Genomic DNA, 19,479 nt, shown 5'->3' with positions numbered 1-19,479 from the left:
TGGATACCCGTTTCCGCGTGCTAACTAGATCGCCATGCGACGGTTGATCGGAGCCGCGCTCGCCGTCATGGCGCTCGTGGCGTGGACGGCGCCGGCGCGGGCACAGGCGCCGGCGACACGCGGTCCGCTCGAAGACGTCACGTTGCGCGGCCGCGTGCTGAACGGCGACGGGTCGCCCGTCGTCAACACGCCGGTGCGCGTCGACGCCGTCAACGACAGCGGCTTCGCCATTGCTGGCTTCTTCTTCACCGCCGGGCTGAGCACGCTGGCGTGCTTCTCCGCGGAGACGCGCGACGTGTGCCCCATCCCGAACAGCAAGCGCTTCGCGTCGACAACCGACGGCCGCGGCAACTACGCGTTCACGTTCCACAACGCCCATCACCGCGGCGAGCAGACCGACACCGACTACATCCTCTCGATCGGGGTGGCGTCCAAGCACGCCGCCGACCAGGTGGTGGTGGCGTCCTACGAACTCGAACTGAAAGACGCCGTGCACACCGCCCCCGACCTGCGCCTGTGGGACCCGGCGGTGACCCTCGAAGCCGAGCAGCGCGACTTCCGCGTCGAGTACGCAGCCCGACCGTCGAGCAAGAACGGCGGGCAGGTGCTGATCGCCGGTAAGGCGGCGGCCGGCGTGAGCGTCGACGATCAGGGGCGTATCGACGCCCGCGCCGTCGAGGACCAGCCCTTTGCCTTCGTGGCGCACGCGTCGAAAGACGAGCGGGCCGCCGGCACCATCTACCACCAGCGTTTCACCGCCGCGCCTGTCGAGGGTACGGGTACCCTCGTGCCGCTGTCGCGCGGCGCGGCGTGTACTGCGACGCGGTCGGACGGGGCGAGCGCACACTGCGGCTACACCGACGGTGACCTCGTCACGCCGGGCGTCGTCGATCCGAACCCGTGCGTCTTCGCCACCGACACGCAGTGCCAACCACCGGTCACGAAGGTGACAGTCGACCTGGGCAGCAGCGAAACGGTCGGCGAGGTGCGCGCCCGCTGCACGTGCACCCTGGAGGCGTCGAGCGACGGCGCTACGTGGTTCAACCTGCCGGCCAGCGGCACGTTCGGCGCCCAATCGATGCGCTACGTGGCGGTATCGGGTGCGTCGCTGGCGACGATTCCGGAAGTGTCGGTCTGGGCCCCGTGGCCCGACAGCGGCGGGGCCATCCATCTGCCCGGGCTCGGCGGCGGCAAGAGCGGCGACGCGGGCGGCGGTGCGCACCCACCTTGGCTGCTGGTGATCACCGCGCTCGTGGCCCTGGCCTTCGCCACCCGCACCATCGCAGACCGTCGCCACGCCCGGGTCCCCTCCTGACTTCGTCCGGGTTATGGACACCTGTCGACCCACAACCGCACGAAGTCGCGGACTTTGAAAATTCGTTGGTGACGGACGCGCGCCGCGCGTACCTTGCGCCCGTGCACGCAGTGATCGGTCGTCGCCGATTTCCCGACCCCCGGGCCGCTTTGGCCGCGTGGGGTCGTCGTCGCGTCAGCGCCTGACTCCGCTCGGGTCGCGGGCCGGGGGGTTGCCCGCCCGCCACCGAACCCAGGAGTCTTCGTGCCCATCCACCTCACCGCTGACCAACTGGCGCGCGACCTCGCGTTGCGCGACCTGACCGATCCCTCCGCCGGCCCCCACGCCATCCAGCACCTCGTCGACCTCGCCGTCGACGCACTGCGCGACGCGTGGAGTTGCGACGTGCGGCACGCGCCGGGACCGCGCGTGGTGCCCATCGCCGACAACTACGACCGCCTCAACTTCACCCCCGACGCCGCCAGCCGCGACGCCCGTTACACGCGCTACGTCGACGACGGCCACATGTTGCGCAGCCACTCGAGCGCCATGGTCCCACCCGCGCTGCGGGCCCTCGCCGCTGATCCCGTCGACGACGTGCTGCTGGTGTGCCCCGGCATCGTGTTTCGGCGCGACGCCATCGACCGCCTCCACTCCGGCACGCCGCACCAACTCGACCTGTGGCGAATCGCCCGTCGCCCCCTGGGCAACGCCGAGATGGACGAGATGACGCAGGTGCTCGTCGGCGCCCTCGTCCCCGGCATGCAGTACCGCGCCGAGCCGCGGGTGCATCCCTACACGCTCGACGGTCGTCAAGTCGACGGCCGCCGCGGCGGCGAGTGGGTCGAGGTGTGGGAGTGCGGCGTCGCCCACCCCGCCGTGCTCGGCTCCGCCGGGCTCGACGGGTGGCACGGCCTGGCCCTCGGTCTCGGCCTCGACCGGTTCTTGATGTTGCGCAAGGGCGTCCCCGACATCCGGCTGTTGCGCTCGAGCGACCCGCGCGTCGCCGACCAGATGCTCGACCTCGCGCCTTACCGGCCGGTGTCGTCGATGCCGGCGGTTCGGCGCGACGTATCGGTCGCGGTGGACGCCGACGACGACGTCGAGGACCTCGGCGACCGCGTACGCGACGCGTTGGGCGACGACGCCGACGCCGTCGAATCGGTCAGTGTGTGCGCCGAGACGCCCTACGACGCGCTGCCGGCGTCGGCCGTCGCCCGCATGGGCATGCGGCCGGGGCAGAAGAACGTGTTGGTGCGCATCGTGCTGCGCGACCTCGAGCGTTCGCTTACCGATGCCGACGCCAACGCGCTGCGCGATCGCGTCTACGCCGCGCTGCACTGTGGTTCCGCCCACGAATGGGCGGGTACAGGGAGGCCATGTTGATGATCCTGCTCCTCGTGCTCTTGGTGCTGCTCCTCGTGGGCGGCATCGGCGGCCCGCGCTACTACCGCCGCCGCGGCGGTACCACCGTCATCGAACGCGACGACTTCTAACAGCCACCTCTAATCCCCGCGAACTTGTGTTCTGTGGCACCCGAAACGTGTGCCACAGAACACAAGTTGGCATTAGCTCTTCTTCTCGCGGACGACGTCCTTCGGGTTCTTGTCAGTGCGGAGGCGCACGAAGCGCGGGTGGCGCATCTTGCCGTCGCTCGTCCATTCCATGAACGCCGCCTCGACGACGATCTCGGGACGCACCCAGTGCGCGTCCTTGCGCGGCAGACCCGTTCCCGCGGTGAAGGGCGGTGCGTCGATCTCGATCGCTCGCATCTGCGCGTGCATGTCTTCGAGCAGTCTGTTGCTGAACCCGGTGCCGATGCGGCCGGCGTAGACGAAGTCGTCGCCGTCGTAGTAGCCGACGAGTAGTGCCCCAAAGCCGGAGCGGTGACCGCTCGGCTCGGTGAACCCGCCGACGACGAGTTCCTGGGACGCGTCGCATTTCATCTTCAGCCACTGCTTGGAGCGTTTGTGTTCGTACACCGACGACCGCCGCTTGGCCATCACCCCTTCCCAGCCCTCGCGACAGGCGCGCTCGTAAGCGGCGATGCCGTTCTCAGGTAGCGGCTCGACGAGCACGAGCGGCTCGACCCAGCCGAATTCGGTCGCCAGCAGGTGCTGGCGGGCGTAAAGCGGAAGCTTCGTGATGTCGTAACCGTCGAAACGAAGGATGTCGAACACCGCGTACTGCGATGCTTCGTCGCCCGACGCCCGCGGCGCGCCGGCGCGGCGATCGCCCCACAACACCTCACCGTCGACGACGAAATCGTCGAACCCCTGCGCCACCAGCGTGGCTTCGATCAGCGGGAAGCGGTGGCGGATCTTGTTGCGCGTCAGCAGCTGCGCCTCGCGGTCCTTGACGAAGGCGAGGAAGCGAAAGCCGTCGAGCTTGCGCTCGAATTGCCACTCGGGGTCGTCGAAGCGGGCGTCGGTCAGCGTCGCCGCCATCGGCTCGATCCACGTGGGCGTCGGCGTGCGCGTCACCTTGACCCGCAGGTCCGGGTCGAGCGCCTCGAGCCAGTTCACGAGTGCATCATCCCCCCTGGGGGGAATAATCAGTCGCATGGAACGCGGCACCGTCCTCACCACCGGCGCGAACTCGGGCATCGGCCTCGCCACCGTCGTCGAGTTAGCCAAAGTCGGCTTCCACTCGGTTGGCAGCGTGCGCTCCCAAGAGAAGTCCGACGTCGTGATCAAGGCCGCGGCTGACGCCGGCGTCGCCGGCAAGGTCGACACGATCATCCTCGACGTCACCGACGCCGACGCATGCGCGTCGGTGATCGAGTCGCTGCCGCCGCTGTCGGGGCTCGTCAACAACGCCGGGTTCGGACTCACGGGCGCCGTCGAGGACGTTTCCGACGACGAAGCCCACCTGCTGTTCGAGACGATGGTGCACGCCCCGGTCCGCCTGGCGCGCCTGGCCATCCCCGAGATGGTCCGCAACGGCGGCGGCCGCATCGTGAACGTGTCGTCGATCGCCGGGCGCACCACGTCGCCGCTCGCCGGTCACTACACCGCGGCCAAGCACGCCCTCGAAGCCTTGTCGGACGCGCTGCGCATCGAGGTCGCGTCCCGCGGCGTGCACGTCGCCCTCGTCGAACCCGGCGGCTTCAAGACCAACATCTGGGACGACATGGAGCGCGACATCGCCAACCGCGAACAGGCCGGGTCGCGCTTCATCGCGGCGTACCGCCGCTCGATGAGCGGCCAGCGGGTGCTCGAACGCTTGATGGGCGATCCGACGCAGTGCGCCAGGACGATCGCCACCGCGCTGACGACGCGCCTGCCGCGCGCCCGCTACCTCGTGGGAGCGGACGCTCGCGCCCTGCTGCTGGCCGACACGTTGACGCCGACGCCGATCAAGGACTTCTTCCTCCGGCGCGGCCTCGATCTGTAGACCGCGTTACGAGTAGTTGCTCGGCGTGTCCTCGAGGATGACCGTCTTGGTCTCGAGGAACGGCAGCAGACCCTCGATGCCGCCCTCGCGGCCGATGCCCGACTGCTTGAACCCGCCGAAGGCGATGCCGAAATCGGTACGGAACGCGTTGTGCCCGACGGTGCCCGAACGCAACTGGCCTGCCACCTCGCGCGCCCGGTCGACGTCGTTGGTGAACACCGACGCGTTGAGGCCGTAGATGGTGTCGTTGGCGATGCGCACCGCGTCGCGCTCGTCGGCCGCCGGGATGACCGACAACACTGGGCCGAAGATCTCCTCCTGCGCGATCACCGAGCCGTTGTCGACGTTGCCGAACACCGTCGGCTCGACGAAGTAGCCGCGCTCCAGGTGCGCCGGGCGGCCACCGCCGGTGGCCAGCTGCGCGCCGGCATCGACGCCCTTGGCGATGTAGTCGAGGACGCGGTCGCGCTGGCGCTCGGCCACGAGCGGACCCATTTGCGTCTCGGCGTCGAAGGGATCGCCCACGCGCACCTGCGAGAACGTCGCCGCCAGCGCCTCGACCAGTTCGTCGTGACGCGAACGCGACACCACGATGCGCGTCAGCGACGAGCACACCTGCCCGGCGAGGAAGCACTCGGCGCGCGACAGCGTCTTGGCGGCGACCCCGAGGTCCATGTCGTCGAGGATCACCGCCGCGGACTTGCCGCCGAGTTCGAGCGTGCAGCGGGCGATGCGCTCACCGCAGATCGACGCGATGCGCCGGCCGGCGGCCGTCGACCCGGTGAACGTGATCTTGTCGACGCGCGGGTCGCGCACCAACAGTTCCGACACTTCGCGATCGGCGGTCAGCACGTTGAGCACGCCGGGCGGCAGCCCGATCGCCTCGGCCGCTTCGGCGACGACGTAGGCCTCGCCCGGCGCCTCGGGCGACGCCTTGAGCACGACGGTGCAACCGGCGATCAGCGCCGGTGCCACCTTGTTGGCGATAAGGCCGAGCGGCGCGTTCCACGGGATGATCGCGCCGACGACGCCGACGGGCTCGCGGACCAGCAGACCGAACTTGCCCCCGGCGCTCGGCGTGGCGCGCTCTTCCCACGCAAACGTGTTGGCCAGCCCGGCGTAGTAGTTGAACGTCGCCTGCGCACCGAGGCCGGCGTACTGCGCCACCTTGTGCAGCGCGCCCGACTGGCGTGGCCAGATCTGGCCGAGGTCGTCGTTGCGCGCCGCGATGCCGGCCCCGAGCGCCTCGAGGTAACTGGCGCGCTCGGCGTGGGTCATACGTGGCCACGGACCTTCGTCGAAGGCGGTGCGCGCCGCGCTGATGGCGCGGTCCATGTCGGGTGCCTGCGCTTCGGCGACGCGCATGAAGACCTGCTCGGTCGCCGAGTCGATCACCTCGAAAGCCGAGCCCGACGACGGCGCCACCCATTCACCGCCGATGAAAAAGTGGTCGGGGTTGGCCAGCAAACGCAGCTCGTCTTGTACGGACATCGGACCCTCCTGGTGGCTTCGTTCCGCCGACGGTAGTTCGTTTACTGTCGGCGTGATGCGAGTGGTCGTGATCGGAGCGTCGGGCGGACTGGGCCGCTGCATCGGTGTCGGATTGGCACACAAGGGGGCGCAAGTCGCTCTCATGGCGCGCCGCAAGGACCGCATCGCCGACGCCGCCGCCGAAGCCGGCAACGGCGCACTCGCCATCGCCTGTGACGCCACCGACGCCGCGTCGTGTGCCGCCGCGATCGACGAAGCGGCCACCGCGATGGGCGGTATCGACGGCCTCGTGTACACCCCCGCCGTCGGCCCGCTCACCCGCATCGAGGACATCGACGCCGACACGTGGCACCGCACGTTCGACACCAACGTCGTGGGCGCGGCACTCGCCACCGGGGCCGCACTCCCGCATCTCAGGGCGTCGAATGGCACCGCCGTGTACCTGTCGTCGGTCAGCGCGTCGTTGACGCCGCCGTGGCCCGGCCTGGCGTCCTACGCCGTCACCAAGGCGGCGCTCGACAAGCTGGTCGACGCCTGGCGCGCCGAGCACCCGACCGTCGGCTTCACCCGTCTCGTCGTGGGCGAATGCGCCGGCGGCGAGGGCGACGCCATGACCGAGTTCGCCAACGGCTGGGACGGCGAGCTGGTCTCGGAACTCATGCCGCAGTGGTTCGCCCGCGGCTACATGAGCGGCACGCTCATGCCGGTGCAGCGCCTCGTCGACGCCGTCGACCTGGTCCTGCACGCCGGCGCCACCGACGCCATCCACTCCCTGATCGTCGCTCCCCGACCCCCCGCCTGACCCGCGAGTCAGACGGCGCTGCCGAGGTACGCGTCCTGGACGGCCGGGTCCTTGCGGATCTGCGCCGGCGTGCCGCTGGCGATGACGGTGCCGAAGTTGAGGGCGTAGATCGTCGAGCACAGCTGCATGACGAGGTCCATGTCGTGCTCCACGAGCAGCACGCCGATGCCGTCGTCGCGCACCGCTTCGAGCACCGTCGACAAGCGTTCGGTTTCGGATTCGTTCAACCCCGACGCCGGCTCGTCGAGCAACACGATCTTGGGACGCGTCGCCAGCGCCCGGCCGAGCTCGACAAGACGGCCCTGGCCGGTGGGCAGGGCGTCGGCGCGCCGGTCGGCGACGGGCACGAGGCCGAGGCGGTCGACGATTTCACGCGCCGTGGCCGCGGCTTCGCCGATGCCGCGGCGCTGGGCGCGCCCGGCGATCTCGGCCGCGGTGCGGATGTTGTCGAACGCCGACATCGAGCCGAACACCTCGAGGCGCTGGAACGTGCGCGCCATGCCGCGCGTGGCGCGCTTGTGCACCGGCTCGTGCGACACGTCGGCCCCGTCGAGCACCACTTTGCCGCTGCACGCCTGCACGCCCGACAGCGCGTTGAACGTGGTCGTCTTGCCCGCGCCGTTCGGTCCGATGAGGCCGACGATGGTGCCGGCCTCGACGTCGAGGCTTACGTCGTCAACGGCTTGGAGTCCGCCGAACCGAACGCGAACTCCGCGGGCTTCGAGCAGTGCCATTCGTCTCCTCCTTTGGCGTGAGCGCGTCGGTCAGCGACGAAATGGCGGCGACGAGTTCGGCGTGGTCGCGCTGGCGCGCCGCTTCGTGCACGCGCGCCTCGCGGATGCCGGTGACGAACCAGTGACTGAAGAAGCTGAGCGCGCCGATGATGCTCAGCGCGACGCCGAGCAGGCCGCCCGAGATGAGGTACGGCACCTGCTCTTCGACCAGGGTGGAGCGACTGGCGCCGATCCAGCCGAGGACGATGGCGGTCAACCCGAGGGTCATCAGCGCCCCCGACGCGACGAGCAGGAACTGGCGCTGGCTGACGATCGAGCCGTCGCCGCGCGCCGCAAGTTCCTCCGCGCCGGCGGCCAACCGCTCGTCGCGGTCTGCGATATCGGTCATAGCTCCTCACGATCACACGATTCGGCGCCGGTGGGCGCCAGTACGCCGTTGGACAGTCGCGCCAGCGCTTGGCCGAAGAACGGTTGCAGCAACAACGCGATCAGCAACAGCCCGCCGATGCCGGCGCCGAAGGGCGACACCGGATTCGTGGTCGCCGCTGTGGTGGTGCGCGGCAGCACCGCCGCAGGCTGACGCGGCACCAGCGCGCCCACGTCGGGCGACGACGGGATGTCGTAGTTGCCGAGGTCCGCACCCAGGTCGGCCACGGGTAGCGCCGTGTCGTCGTCGAAGATGGCGGCGCTCGTCGTCGCCAGCGAGACGTCACCGCGCGCCAGCTCGATGGCCGCGACGTTGCGCGCCTGCAGCGCGACCTTGATGTCGTCGACCGACGGCACCATCGGCACCGGGCTGGCGATCGACGGAATGGCGTCGAACAGTTGGGCGAGCGCCGAGATCGACCGCGTCGAGTTGTCGAAGTCGATGCGCAGTCCGCCGGAAGCCAACCGCCCGTGCGACGAGTCCGACAGCGGAATCGGCGCCGAGACCGTGATGTGCAGGCCGGCACGCTTGAGCGCGTCGTTGAGGCTGGCGCCGAGGCTCTTCGGCACGGGCAGGGCACTCTTCGGGACGTGCACGCCGTCGCCGTCGATGGTGACGGGCCGCCCGGCGATCTTGGCGCCCACGATCTTCGTGCCGCCCTCGAGCTTCGGTGTCTTGCCCGCGCCCTGCGACGTGGCTGTGAGATCGGTCACCACGGAGTCGATCGTCAGGAGGTTGAACACGTCAATGCCGCTCACCTTGGTGAGCGAATGCGTGATCACGGTGTCCCCGCTGATCTTCGTCGTGGCCAGTGCCGACGCGGTCCCGAGATTGACGAGCGGCGGCGCTTGCACCGCCGGCGCCGACGCGCTCGCACGTGACCCGTCGGGCTCGGCGCGGACCGTGGCGTTGAGACCCGGCGCCGGATTGGACTCCGCTGACGGCTCCCCGAAGCCGGAGTTCGCCGACACGCGGAACGGATAGGTCGGCAACGTTCCCGACGGGTACTGCGACGAGAACAGCGTGAGCAGGGCGTCGGGGTTGTAGAGGAGGTCGCCCGGATCTAGCACCGAAGACTGCGCGAACGTCGAAGGACCGCTCGAGATCGTCGCCACGGCATCGGGCGAACCGATGTCGATCAGCGACGGCAGCGGCAGCAGCCCCTGTGGTGTGTAGTCGACCTGTAACGCCGAGCCGGCCGCCGTGCCCTGGTAGCCACCGAGCGCAGTGTCGGAGGTTTGTGCGCCCACCGAAGCGGTCGGGGCAAGGGCGACAGCGCCCACGAGGAGCGCGCCAAAGAGCCGAAGCTTCACTTGTCGGCCCCCAGGTAGGCGCGGTACACCGCGTCTTCGGCGCCGGCGCTCGGCCCGGCGTAGGTCACGGTCCCGTGCGCCATCACGTAGGCCTCCGACGCGTACCGCAGACCGACGCGCGCGAACTGTTCGACGACGAGCACCGAGACACCTTGCGCCGCGACGTTGGCGACGGTCTCGTACAGCTCGGCGACCACGAGCGGGGCCAGCCCCATCGACAGCTCGTCGATGAGCAGCACCGACGGCTGTGCACCGAGCCCGCGCGCGAGCGCCAACATCTGCTTCTCACCGCCCGACAGATTGCCCGCCAGTTGCGCGTGGCGCGCCTTCAGCTGCGGGAACAACGTGAACGCCACCTCTTCGATCGCCGCGGCGGATGCGCCCGCCGACGCGGCGACGATGAGGTTGTCGCGCACACTCAGGTTCGGGTACACGGAACGACCTTCGCGAATATGGCGGATACCGATGCGCGTGAGTTCGTCGGCGCGCGCACGGTTGACGTGCCGGCCATCGACATGACGGCAACCGCGCGTCGGCTGCATCAGCCCGCTCATCACCGCGAGCGCCGTCGTCTTGCCGGCGCCGTTGGGGCCAAGCAGCGCGGCGACGCGGTGACGCGGCACGGCGATGTCGACGCCGTGCAGAACCTCGATGCGCCCGTACGCCGCCCCGACTCCCAGCAACGCCAGCGGCGAAACCTCGGCCGCCACCGCCGTCGTCATACGGCCTCCACCGCCGACTGTGCGACCGCGGCGTTCGGGCGCGCCGTGCGCGGCAGGCGGCGCTTGATCTGACGCACGGCGTCAAGGCCGATGCCCGCGAGCCCGTTCGGCTGACGGCCGAGCGTGATCGCCGCGGCGGCGACGCCGATGAACACCACGCCACCTATCGACGGGAAGGTCGCCTCTGCATAGTTCAGCAACGCAAACAGCGCGCCGGCGACCAGCGCGCCCGCCACCGTCGTGATGCCGCCGACATACGCAAACAACACGATGACGAGGCTGTTGATCGGATCGAACTGCAAGCCCTGCGCCGCGCCCTGCCATCCACCGAAGAGCGCACCGGCGCATCCGGCGATGAAGGCCGAGAACGCGAAGACCGCAACCTTGGTCGTGCGCACGCCCAGTCCCAGCGACGCGGCTGCCAACTCGCTGTCGCGGATCGCGGTCAGCCGCCGGCCGAACCAGCTCCGCCGCAAGACGCCGATGAGCACGGCGAACACGGCGAAGATCACGGCGCACCAGATCGCGAACGCGGCGTCGGACCCGAGGTTGATGCCGAAGATGCTGGGCCGGCCGACGCCGAGGCCGCCTTGTCCGAGGATGCGTTCGTCACCGAGGATGAGTTCGCGGCCGACGAGCGCGACGCCAAACGTGCTCAACGCGAGGTGCAGTCCGCGCAACCGCACCGCAGGCAACGCCACCAGCGCGCCGACGACGGCGCACAACAGTCCGCCGAGGAGCATCCCGGTGAGGGAGTGTCCGTGCGAGATCGATCCGGTAACGAAGGCGCCGAGGCCCACGAACAGGTACTGCGTCAGCGACACCTGGCCCGACAGCCCCGTCAGCGCAACCAGCGACAAAGCGATCGTGGCGATGACGAGCGCGCCGACGACGTGCCGGCGCTGCTCGGCGGGAATGGCGTTGACGAATACCGCCACAAACACGACAAGGGCGACAGCGGAGAGCAAGGACTTGCGCAGCGTCGGTACCGCCGGCTCGTCGCGCCCGACGATGCGACCAACGGATAGGCGGAACGACGGGACCAGCAAAACGGCGACGATGAGAAACAGGCCGGGAATGGCAAGCCGGAGCCGGAGGAAGAACGCCTGGTCGGGATACAGCCAGCTGACGTTGGTCAATTCTTGGATCAGCCCGAGTGCCAGCGCGCCGACGATCGTCATGGGAAAGCTGGTGAGCCGTCCGATCATCGCCGCGCCGTACGCGTTCAGCACGAGGAGGGTGAGCGCGATGGCGCTGAGGTTCTGGCCACCCGCGAAGAGCACCCCGCCGAGGGCGGCGAGCATGAAGCCGATCATCCAGCTGAACCGCGCCACGAAGAGCGAGCGGACGCCGTCGAGGCTGGCCAGCTCCCGATCGTCCACGACGGCGCGCATGCGGGCGCCGATCGGTGTGTTGAACAACAGGACGCGGAGGCCGATCGCGACAGCGATTGCGATGACGACCTGCGCGATGCGGTCGTACGTGATCGGCACGGACGCGATGACGATGCGGTGGTTGCCGAACAGGTACGGCGACAGGCGCGCCTCACCGGGATCGAAGGCGCGCAGCGCGATGCCGAGCAGTCCGACGGTGAGCGCGATCGTCACGACGAGCGATGTCGCGTAGTCCGCACCCTGGAAACGACGCAGCAGCCGTTCGACGACCACCCCGGCGAGCGGCGCGCCCACGAACACGACCGCCACGATCGCGAGCGGTGTCGGCCAGCCGTCGTTGACGTGCAACTCGTAGAAGCCGAAGGCCGCCAGCATGCCGACGGCGCCGTGGGCGAAGTTGAAGACGCCCGTCACCGTGTAGGTGAGTACGAGGCCCATCGCCGCGATGGCGTAAATGCAGCCCAGGATGAGACCGAACAGCGTGAACTGCAGCAGCTCGGTCATTGGCAGATGAAACCCGAATCCGGCACGAGCCGCTGCCACTTGCCGTTCTTGACCTGCATGCCCACGAAACAGCCGTTGGTGAGCTCTTTGCCGAGGCGGATCGGGCCGAACATGCCGCCGGCGTCGAAGGTGTCGACCGAATTCATCTGTGCGACGAACGCCTCACGCGTGATCGGACCTTTGAGAGCTTCAAGGTTGTCGAGGAAGGCTTTCGCCCCAGCCCACGAGTCTTCGGCGAACGCGTCCTTGTCGAAACTCGGTGACGCGCGATTCATCCATTGCACGAACGCCGCCAGTTCCTTGTTCGAGTTCGCCTCTTCGATCGGCAGGCTGCGCAGCCACGTGATCGCGCCTTCCGACGCCGAGCCCGTCGCTTGGATGAAGTTCGTGCCGTACGTGTACACGAAGTACTCGGGCCACTTGAGGCCCTTGTAGCCCGTGTCCTGCATCGAACGCGCCATGGACTGATTGGAGTCGACGGTACCGATGAAGAAGAGATAGTCGGCGCCGCTATTGGCGACGGCGCGCGCGGGCGCGTCGTAGCTGAGCGTGCTCAACGGCAACTCCTGGACCTGCACGATCTGGATGCCGGCGGCCTTCATCAGCCGCTCCTGCAGCTGAGCTTCGAAACGCGACTGGTCGACGGCGAGATAGGTGACGCTCGCCTTCGTCGCACCGTGATCGTGCAGGAACTTGTACTTGCCGATCACCGCGTTTTCGTTCTCGTATTTGGGGTTCATGTCGAACACCGTCGGCAGATCGGCCGAGGCCTGTTGGCCGGGGCCGTTTACGACGGGTATCCGGGTTTGACGAATCACGTCGACGCCGCCCACGTCGCCGAGAGCGAACCCACCCGCGACGCCGAACACCGAGTTCGACATCTCCGTGATGATCGAGCGGTATTGGCCGTTGTCGGTGCCGTCGTCGGCTTCTTTGAGGACGAGTTTGCGCCCGCATATCCCGCCGGTCGCATTGCGGTACGCCACGTAGGCACGCGCTGCGCCTGCGGCCGAGGTGCCGATTCCAGGAGACGGGCCGGTGAGCGACGAGATCGAACCGATGCGGATCTCGGTGTCGGTGACGCCAGGCGCCGTCGAAGGAGCAGCGCACGGCAGTTTCTTCGACACCGCGGAGACGCCGTTGCTCCCGGTGCCGGAAGACGCCGGTCCCGAACCGGTGCTGCCGCTTCCGGTGTCGGTGCCGGTTCCTCCATCAACGCTGTCGTTTCCCGCTCCGGCGGAGGACCCGCCGTCGCTGGCCGCGGGCCCCGACTGAGCGAGCGTCGACACGCGGCGGCGCATGTCGGCGCGCTGGGCGTCGTTCCACCGGGCGCCACACGCCGTCAGCGGCAGGAGCGCAACGACGACAACGATCGAAAGCCTCCGCTGCACCAGCCTGTATTCCCTCCCGCGACGATAAGAGTCGCACTCTACAATCAGTAGAATGCCATTTCCACGCGCAAACTACTTTGACATCGTAATAGTTTGCCCCGCGTCCCGCCCGCCCTCGGAAGGAGTTCGGGTTGAGCCAATCCGCGCTGAGTAAAGAGCTGTCGGCGAGCCTGCTGCTCGACCCAGCCGTCGTCGCCGACCCGTATGCGTTCTACCGACGGCTGGTGGCGGAGACGCCCGTATGGCGCATACCGGGCACCGACATCGTTCTCGTGACGTCGTTTGCGGCCGTCACCGAAGCCGCGAATCGCGTGGCCGACTTCTCCTCCACCCTGCACGGGATTGTGTACCGCGCCGACGACGGTACGCCCGCGGTGATGCCGTTCGACACCGGGGGCATGGACGCCCTCGCCACCGCGGATCCCCCGGTGCACTCGCGCCACCGCGGCGCGGTGTTCCCCGAACTCGTCGCTCGTCGCATGGCGACCATGCGGCCCGACGTCGAGCAGCTCGCGGAGAACCACATCGACGCATGCCTCGCTCGAGGCCACGTGGAGTTCATGCACGACGTCGCCAACGCGGTTCCGATTCGCGTGGTCACCGACCTGATCGGCTTCGCGAACGCCGACCCCGACATGTTGCTCACGGCCGCCTTCGAGTCGACCGCCACGATGGCGGGAACCCAGACGCGCGACGAAGTCGGCGTCCGCATGGGGAACTCGATGCTGAGCCTGGGCTGGATCACCGACCAAGTGTCCGCCAGCACTCCTGACACTCCGGGACTGCTCGGCGCGACGGCCACCGCCATCGCCAGCGGCGACCTCACGGAACTCGAGGCGATCGTGATCATCCAGACGCTGCTGAGCGCCGGGGGCGAGTCAACCACGAGCTTGCTCGGCAACGCGGTCGCGCAGCTGGCAACCGATGAGGCCTTCCAGACGCAACTGCGCGAGAAACCAGAACTCGTGACGCCGTTCGTCGAAGAAATGCTGCGTCTCGAGTCGCCGTTCCGCTACCACCTCCGCCACGCAACGCAGGACACGGAACTGCTCGGAACGCCAGTGCCCGCGGGCGCGACGGTGCTGCTCATGTGGGGCGCAGCGAACCGCGATCCGGCGGTGTACGAGCACCCCGACGAAGTCGTACTCGACCGTGCGTCGCCCCGGCACCATTTGGGGTTCGGTCGTGGCATCCACCTGTGCGTTGGCGCCCCGCTGGCTCGCCTCGAAGCCGACGTCGTCCTGCGATGCGTGCTGGCCAGGACCGCGAGCTTCGCACTGGACCCGTCGGATCCACCGGAGCGCGAGAGCAGCCTCATGGTGCGGCGCTTCCGCCGCCTGCCCCTCGTGGTTTCGGCGGCGTGAGCGTCAAGGACTTCGACCCCGAACTCCGCCTCCTGGCCCGAGTGCTGCCGCGTGCGGTGATCGGCCCGCGCACGCTGCCCGTCTTACGACGCGCCGACGCGCGTGTGCGCGGTCGCACGTGTGCCGGCGTCGAGACGACAACTGATGGTGATCTGTCCTTCCGGCTCCATCGCCCGGCCACCGAACCGCGGGGCGCGCTGCTGTGGATGCACGGCGGTGGCTTCGTGATGGGCACCGCGGCGCAGGACGACGCGTTCTGCCGTGTCATCGCGGCGCGCCTCGGGCTGCTCGTTGCCGCCGTCGACTACCGACTCGCGCCGGAACACCCGTTCCCCGTGCCGCTCCAGGACTGTCACGACGCGCTCGAGTGGTTGGCTAAGCGCGACGACGTCGACGCCGACCGCATCGCCATCGGTGGTGCGAGCGCCGGTGGCGCGCTCGCCGCAGCACTCGCGCTCCTGGCCCGCGATCGCGGCGTCGTCCGGCCCGTGTTCCAACTGCTGTCGTATCCGATGCTCGACGATCGCGTCGCCGCGCGCGCCGACGTCGACGACCGTGATGCCCGCTTGTGGAGCAACCGCAGCAATCGCTTCGCGTGGTCGGCGTACCTGGGAACGGACCCCGGCTCGCCCTCCGTCAACGGCCTCGCGGCGCCGGCCCGTCACCCCGATCTCGGCGGCGTTGCCCCCGCGTGGATCGGCGTGGGCTCGCTCGACATTCTTCGCGAAGAGGACTGCACCTACGCCGCTCGACTCAACACTGCCGGCGTGAAGTGCGAGGTGCTCGTCGTCGACGGAGCGTTTCACGGTTTCGACAGCGTGAGCCCACGATCGGCGATCACGCAGCGCTTCCGTGACGCGCAAGCGCGCGCTCTGCAGAAAGCCTTTGATGATGCGTCCGCTGCCTGAACTGAACTTCTCGAACCGCGGCTTCTGGACGTCGGGCGAGGACGGCGTGTTGCGCATCGACAGTTGCGGCGCCTGCGGCGCGCTGGTCCACCCGCCGGCGCCCATCTGCCAGGTGTGCCGCAGCCGCAACCGCACGCAAACTGCCGTGTCCGGCAACGCCACGGTGATCGGCTGCACCGTCAACCATCAGCAGTGGCTCCCGGCGTTCCCGCCGCCCTACGTGATCGCCAACGTCGCCCTCGACGAGGACCCCTCCGTCCGCCTCACGACGAACATCGTCGACTGCACCCCCGAAGACGTGCATATCGGCATGCGGGTCGCCGTGAAGTTGGAACAGCACGAAGACGTGTGGCTGCCGCTGTTCGTGCCGACCGGCGAGCCCGACGGCGAAAACCCGGTGCCGGCGCCGACGCGACGGACGCCACGGGCACCGCTCACCACCGAACGCTTCGAGCACAACTCTGTCATCTCCGGGATCGGCCGCTCGCGCTACGGCCGGCGCCTGATGGTCAACCCGTTGTCGCTGACGATGGACGCGTGCCTCGCGGCGATCGCCGACGCCGGCCTGACAGTCGACGACATCGACGGGCTCTCGACCTACCCGGGGGCGGCCGGTATGGGCATGAGCGAAGGCGGCATCACCGCGGTCGAGGACGCGCTGCGCATCCGGCCGACGTGGTTCAACGGTGGCGGCGAGATTCCCGGGCCCGCCGGTTCGCTCATGGCGGCGATGCTGGCGATCAACGCCGGGCTGTGCCGGCACGTGCTGTGCTTCCGCACCGTCTGGGAAGCCACGAACGCCGCGCTCGGGCAGGTCCGCGCCAGTGGCGTCGGCGGTGGCCGCGTCTCGGGCATCAACGGCGAGTGGCGCGCCCCGTTCGGCGCGACCTCGGCGGCGAACTGGCTGGCGATGAACGCGTCGCAGTACATGCACCGCTACGGCGCGACGCGCGAGTTGCTGTCGTGGATCGCCATCAACGGCCGTACGAACGCCGGCCGCAATCCGCACGCCGTCTACCGCGACCCGATGACGCCCGACGACTACTTCAACGCCCGCATGATCACGACACCGTTCGGGTTGTTCGACTGCGACGTCCCGATGGACGGGTCCGTCGCCGTCGTAGTGTCGGCGACCGACACCGTCGCTGACCTCGCGTCGCAACCGATCCGCGTCGACGCCATCGGATCGCAGATCCTCGAGCGCGTTTCGTGGGAGCAGGACACGGTCACCCACGAGCCGCAGGTCATCGGCCAGTGCGCCCACTTGTGGTCACGGGCGTCGCTCACGCCCGCCGACGTCGACCTCGCGCTCATCTACGACGGCTTCACGTTCAACGCCGTGACGTGGATCGAGGCGCTCGGCTTCTGCGAACTCGGCGGCGCGCAGGACTGGCTCGACGGCGGCCGGCGCATCGCCCTCGACGGCGACGTGCCCGTCAACCCCCACGGCGGCCAGCTCTCCGAGGGCCGCACCCACGGCTTCGGCCTGATCTACGAAGCCGTTGCCCAGCTCCGCCACGACGCCGGAGAACGCCAGGTCAGTGGGGCCGAAGTCGCCGTGGTCACCAGCGGCGGTGGCACCCCGTCGGGCGTCATGTTGCTGACGCGCTAAACCCCGCACCAGCACGCAATCGGCCGTTGCTCACCCGCCGAGCAGTCGCGCCAGCCGCGCCTTCTTCCGGTTCTCGCGCACGATCCACGCGACATCGGCGTCTTCGCTCTGCGCCAGCTTGTCGAACGCCGCCAGCCCGTCGTCGGGCGACGCCGCGACGGCAACGCTCCAGCCGTATCCCAATGCTTGGCGCAGCGTTCGGGTCGCGGCGCTCTTGCGGGTGGTCGACGGCGAGCGCGCCAGGTCCGTCGTGACGCGGCGCAGCAACCTCAGCGCGCGGCGCGCGTAGGCGCGGCGACGTAGCAGGCGCGGTTCGCACACGGCCGCAACGGCGGCGCGACGAACGAGCGGATCAGCATCTCCGGCCCACGTCTCCGCGATCGAAAAGGCGCGCTCGAGATCGTCGTCGCCGGCGCGTTGCAGCGCCATGGCGACACCCTCGCGCACGCGCCACCGCTCGTCGGAGGCGGACTCGTGCAGCACGCGCACGTGTCGAAGTTCTCCGGCACCGACGTGGCGGCCGAGGGCCACGAGGCCACACACGGTGGCGAACTCGTCGCCCGTCGCGATGAGCTCGGTCGCCCGGATGGCGTCGGCTTCCTCGCCGCAGGCGGCCACCAGCTCGAGGTTGCCGCGTGGCCCCGGCAACCCACTGTGCGCCGTGAGATACGGCATCCAGTCGGATAGTCCGGCGAGAGCGGCACGATGTTCGGAGACTTTGGTCATCCGATGCCGGCGCTAGCCGACGATCACCGGCAGCTTTTCCCAGCCCCGCACGGTCGACGTGCGCGCCTGCACGGCGTTGTCCCAGTCGACTTCCCACTCGGGGAAGCGCGTGAGGATCTCGTCGAGGGCGATGCGGCCTTCGAGGCGCGCCAGCGCGGCGCCGAGGCAGAAGTGGATGCCGAAGCCGAACGACAGGTGCTGCTCGGCGGCGCGGTGGATGTCGAAGCGGTCGGGGTCGGGGAACTTGCGCTCGTCGCGGTTGGCCGATGCGTTGAGCAACAGGATGGCGCTGCCCTGGGGCACGACCTGGCCGTAGTGCTCGACGTCGGCGGTGACGTAGCGCGCCTGCACCGGCGACGGCGGCTCGTAGCGCAACAGTTCTTCGATCGCCCCGCCGAGCAGGCTGCGGTCGGCGACGACTTCGGCGCGCTGGTCAGGGTGCTCGGCGAGCACCTTGCCCGTCCAGCCGATGAGGCGCGTCGTCGTCTCGTTGCCCGCGCCGGCGATCAGGGTGATGTAGCCGAGGATCTCCTCACGCGTGAGTTTGCGCAGGGTGCCGTCGCGGTCGACGAACTCGGCGTTGAGCAAGTCCGTCATGAGGTCGTCAGAGGGATGCTCGGCGCGCCAGTCGATGTAGTCCGAGAACTGGGAGTCGCTGCCGTAGGACGCGCCGTCGAAGCTCGGGCGGCCGCCGTCTTCCTCGATGCGCAGGCCGGCGTCGATGGTGTCGCGGATCGCCTGCTGGTCGTCTTCCGGAATGCCGAGGAGCATGCCGATCGTGCGCATCGGCATGGTGGCGCCGATGTCGGCGATGAAGTCGAAACCCCCGGCCCCGACGAGCGGGTCGAGACTTCGGGCGCAGAACTCGCGGATCTTCGGCTCGAGCTCGGCCATCCGGCGGGGGGTGAAGACGCGGCCGAGCAGGCCGCGATGCAGATCGTGCTCGGGCGGGTCTTCGAAGATGAACACACCCGGCGGCATCTCGATGTCGGCCTTGATGAGTTCGAGCAGGCTGCCCTTGGCCGACGAATACGTCTTGGCGTCGATCAGCGCGGTACGCACGTCCTCGAACCGGCTGAGGGCGAAGAACTCGTGCTTGTCGTTCCAGTACAGCGGGTGCTCGTCACGCAACCGCTTCCACACCGGATAGGGATCGGTGTCGATCTCGAAGTCGTAGGGGTCGTAGTAGACGTCGGCGGCTGGCATGACGGAACTGAACGTTACATTGTCGGAGAACCGCGTTCTCAGGAGGCGTGCCGTGCGGATCGGTGTGATGGTCGGCCCCGAGCGCGGGCGCTACGCAACCAAGGTCGAACGGCTGCGCCGCGACGCCCGCTGGGCGGAAGGCGCGGGCTTCTCCACGATCTGGGTGCCTCAGATCCCCGACGAGTTCGACGCCCT

The 19,479-nt window shown here is 69.0% G+C and carries 17 protein-coding genes; 7 read left to right on the top strand and 10 right to left on the bottom strand.

Translation table 11 applies throughout. From position 1 onward, the window contains the following. Positions 1 to 34: 34 nt before the first annotated feature. Complete coding sequence (locus tag VHC63_16445) at positions 35 to 1,315, top strand: hypothetical protein (GenBank protein ID HVV38199.1); 1,281 nt, start codon at positions 35 to 37, stop codon at positions 1,313 to 1,315. Between the two features lie 243 nt (positions 1,316 to 1,558). Beyond that, positions 1,559 to 2,680, top strand: coding sequence for a hypothetical protein (locus VHC63_16440; GenBank protein HVV38198.1), 1,122 nt, complete (start codon positions 1,559 to 1,561; stop codon positions 2,678 to 2,680). A gap of 182 nt (positions 2,681 to 2,862) precedes the next feature. Here VHC63_16440 and ligD read toward each other — a convergent pair whose 3' ends face one another. Continuing rightward, on the bottom strand, positions 2,863 to 3,819 hold the full coding sequence (ligD, locus tag VHC63_16435) for a non-homologous end-joining DNA ligase (GenBank protein HVV38197.1): 957 nt from the start codon (positions 3,817 to 3,819) through the stop codon (positions 2,863 to 2,865). Positions 3,820 to 3,856: 37 nt separating this feature from the next. On the opposite strand from ligD, the gene VHC63_16430 reads away from it, so the two are divergent. Beyond that, complete coding sequence (locus VHC63_16430; protein HVV38196.1) at positions 3,857 to 4,690, top strand: SDR family NAD(P)-dependent oxidoreductase; 834 nt, start codon at positions 3,857 to 3,859, stop codon at positions 4,688 to 4,690. A 6-nt stretch (positions 4,691 to 4,696) separates the two neighbouring features. Here VHC63_16430 and VHC63_16425 read toward each other — a convergent pair whose 3' ends face one another. Further along, positions 4,697 to 6,181, bottom strand: coding sequence for an aldehyde dehydrogenase (locus VHC63_16425; protein ID HVV38195.1), 1,485 nt, complete (start codon positions 6,179 to 6,181; stop codon positions 4,697 to 4,699). 55 nt (positions 6,182 to 6,236) lie between these two features. On the opposite strand from VHC63_16425, the gene VHC63_16420 reads away from it, so the two are divergent. Continuing rightward, the gene (locus tag VHC63_16420) at positions 6,237 to 6,983 is read left to right on the top strand and encodes an SDR family oxidoreductase (GenBank protein ID HVV38194.1); all 747 of its coding nucleotides are present in this window, start codon (positions 6,237 to 6,239) and stop codon (positions 6,981 to 6,983) included. Positions 6,984 to 6,991: 8 nt separating this feature from the next. Here the strand turns inward: VHC63_16420 and VHC63_16415 are convergent, their stop codons facing one another. Genes VHC63_16415 through VHC63_16390 form a run of 6 tightly spaced genes read right to left on the bottom strand, consistent with a single transcriptional unit; the run spans position 6,992 to position 13,468 of the window. Next, a complete protein-coding gene (locus VHC63_16415; protein HVV38193.1) occupies positions 6,992 to 7,717 on the bottom strand; it encodes an ABC transporter ATP-binding protein in 726 nt (241 codons plus the stop codon). Further along, a complete protein-coding gene (locus VHC63_16410; GenBank protein HVV38192.1) occupies positions 7,659 to 8,105 on the bottom strand; it encodes a hypothetical protein in 447 nt (148 codons plus the stop codon). Before VHC63_16410 ends, VHC63_16415 begins: the two co-directional genes overlap by 59 nt. Continuing rightward, positions 8,102 to 9,457 carry a choice-of-anchor P family protein gene (locus tag VHC63_16405; protein ID HVV38191.1) on the bottom strand — a complete coding sequence of 452 codons (1,356 nt, stop codon included), beginning with the start codon at positions 9,455 to 9,457 and terminating at the stop codon, positions 8,102 to 8,104. Before VHC63_16405 ends, VHC63_16410 begins: the two co-directional genes overlap by 4 nt. Then, positions 9,454 to 10,179 carry an ATP-binding cassette domain-containing protein gene (locus VHC63_16400; GenBank protein ID HVV38190.1) on the bottom strand — a complete coding sequence of 242 codons (726 nt, stop codon included), beginning with the start codon at positions 10,177 to 10,179 and terminating at the stop codon, positions 9,454 to 9,456. Before VHC63_16400 ends, VHC63_16405 begins: the two co-directional genes overlap by 4 nt. Beyond that, entirely contained in the window at positions 10,176 to 12,077 is a 1,902-nt protein-coding gene (locus tag VHC63_16395; protein HVV38189.1) for an ABC transporter permease, read from the bottom strand. The genes VHC63_16400 and VHC63_16395 overlap by 4 nt, the downstream gene beginning before the upstream one ends. After that, positions 12,074 to 13,468 carry an ABC transporter substrate-binding protein gene (locus tag VHC63_16390; protein HVV38188.1) on the bottom strand — a complete coding sequence of 465 codons (1,395 nt, stop codon included), beginning with the start codon at positions 13,466 to 13,468 and terminating at the stop codon, positions 12,074 to 12,076. Before VHC63_16390 ends, VHC63_16395 begins: the two co-directional genes overlap by 4 nt. 131 nt (positions 13,469 to 13,599) lie before the next feature. Here VHC63_16390 and VHC63_16385 point away from each other — a divergent pair, with 131 nt between their 5' ends. The 3 genes from VHC63_16385 to VHC63_16375 are packed head-to-tail and all read left to right on the top strand — an operon-like array spanning position 13,600 to position 17,352. Beyond that, entirely contained in the window at positions 13,600 to 14,832 is a 1,233-nt protein-coding gene (locus VHC63_16385) for a cytochrome P450 (protein HVV38187.1), read from the top strand. Beyond that, positions 14,829 to 15,740 (top strand): alpha/beta hydrolase, encoded by a 912-nt coding sequence (locus VHC63_16380; GenBank protein ID HVV38186.1) that lies wholly within the window; start codon positions 14,829 to 14,831, stop codon positions 15,738 to 15,740. The genes VHC63_16385 and VHC63_16380 overlap by 4 nt, the downstream gene beginning before the upstream one ends. Further along, a complete protein-coding gene (locus VHC63_16375) occupies positions 15,724 to 17,352 on the top strand; it encodes an OB-fold domain-containing protein (protein HVV38185.1) in 1,629 nt (542 codons plus the stop codon). The genes VHC63_16380 and VHC63_16375 overlap by 17 nt, the downstream gene beginning before the upstream one ends. 30 nt (positions 17,353 to 17,382) lie before the next feature. Here the strand turns inward: VHC63_16375 and VHC63_16370 are convergent, their stop codons facing one another. Further along, positions 17,383 to 18,078 (bottom strand): DNA alkylation repair protein, encoded by a 696-nt coding sequence (locus tag VHC63_16370; protein ID HVV38184.1) that lies wholly within the window; start codon positions 18,076 to 18,078, stop codon positions 17,383 to 17,385. A 12-nt stretch (positions 18,079 to 18,090) separates the two neighbouring features. After that, the gene (locus tag VHC63_16365; protein HVV38183.1) at positions 18,091 to 19,284 is read right to left on the bottom strand and encodes a cytochrome P450; all 1,194 of its coding nucleotides are present in this window, start codon (positions 19,282 to 19,284) and stop codon (positions 18,091 to 18,093) included. Between the last annotated feature and the right edge of the window lie 195 nt (positions 19,285 to 19,479).

The organism is Acidimicrobiales bacterium (genome assembly GCA_035546775.1).
Taxonomy (GTDB): domain Bacteria; phylum Actinomycetota; class Acidimicrobiia; order Acidimicrobiales; family JACCXE01; genus JACCXE01.
The sequence above is the reverse complement of the archived record's forward strand: the minus strand, read 5'-3'. Positions and strand labels throughout refer to the sequence as shown.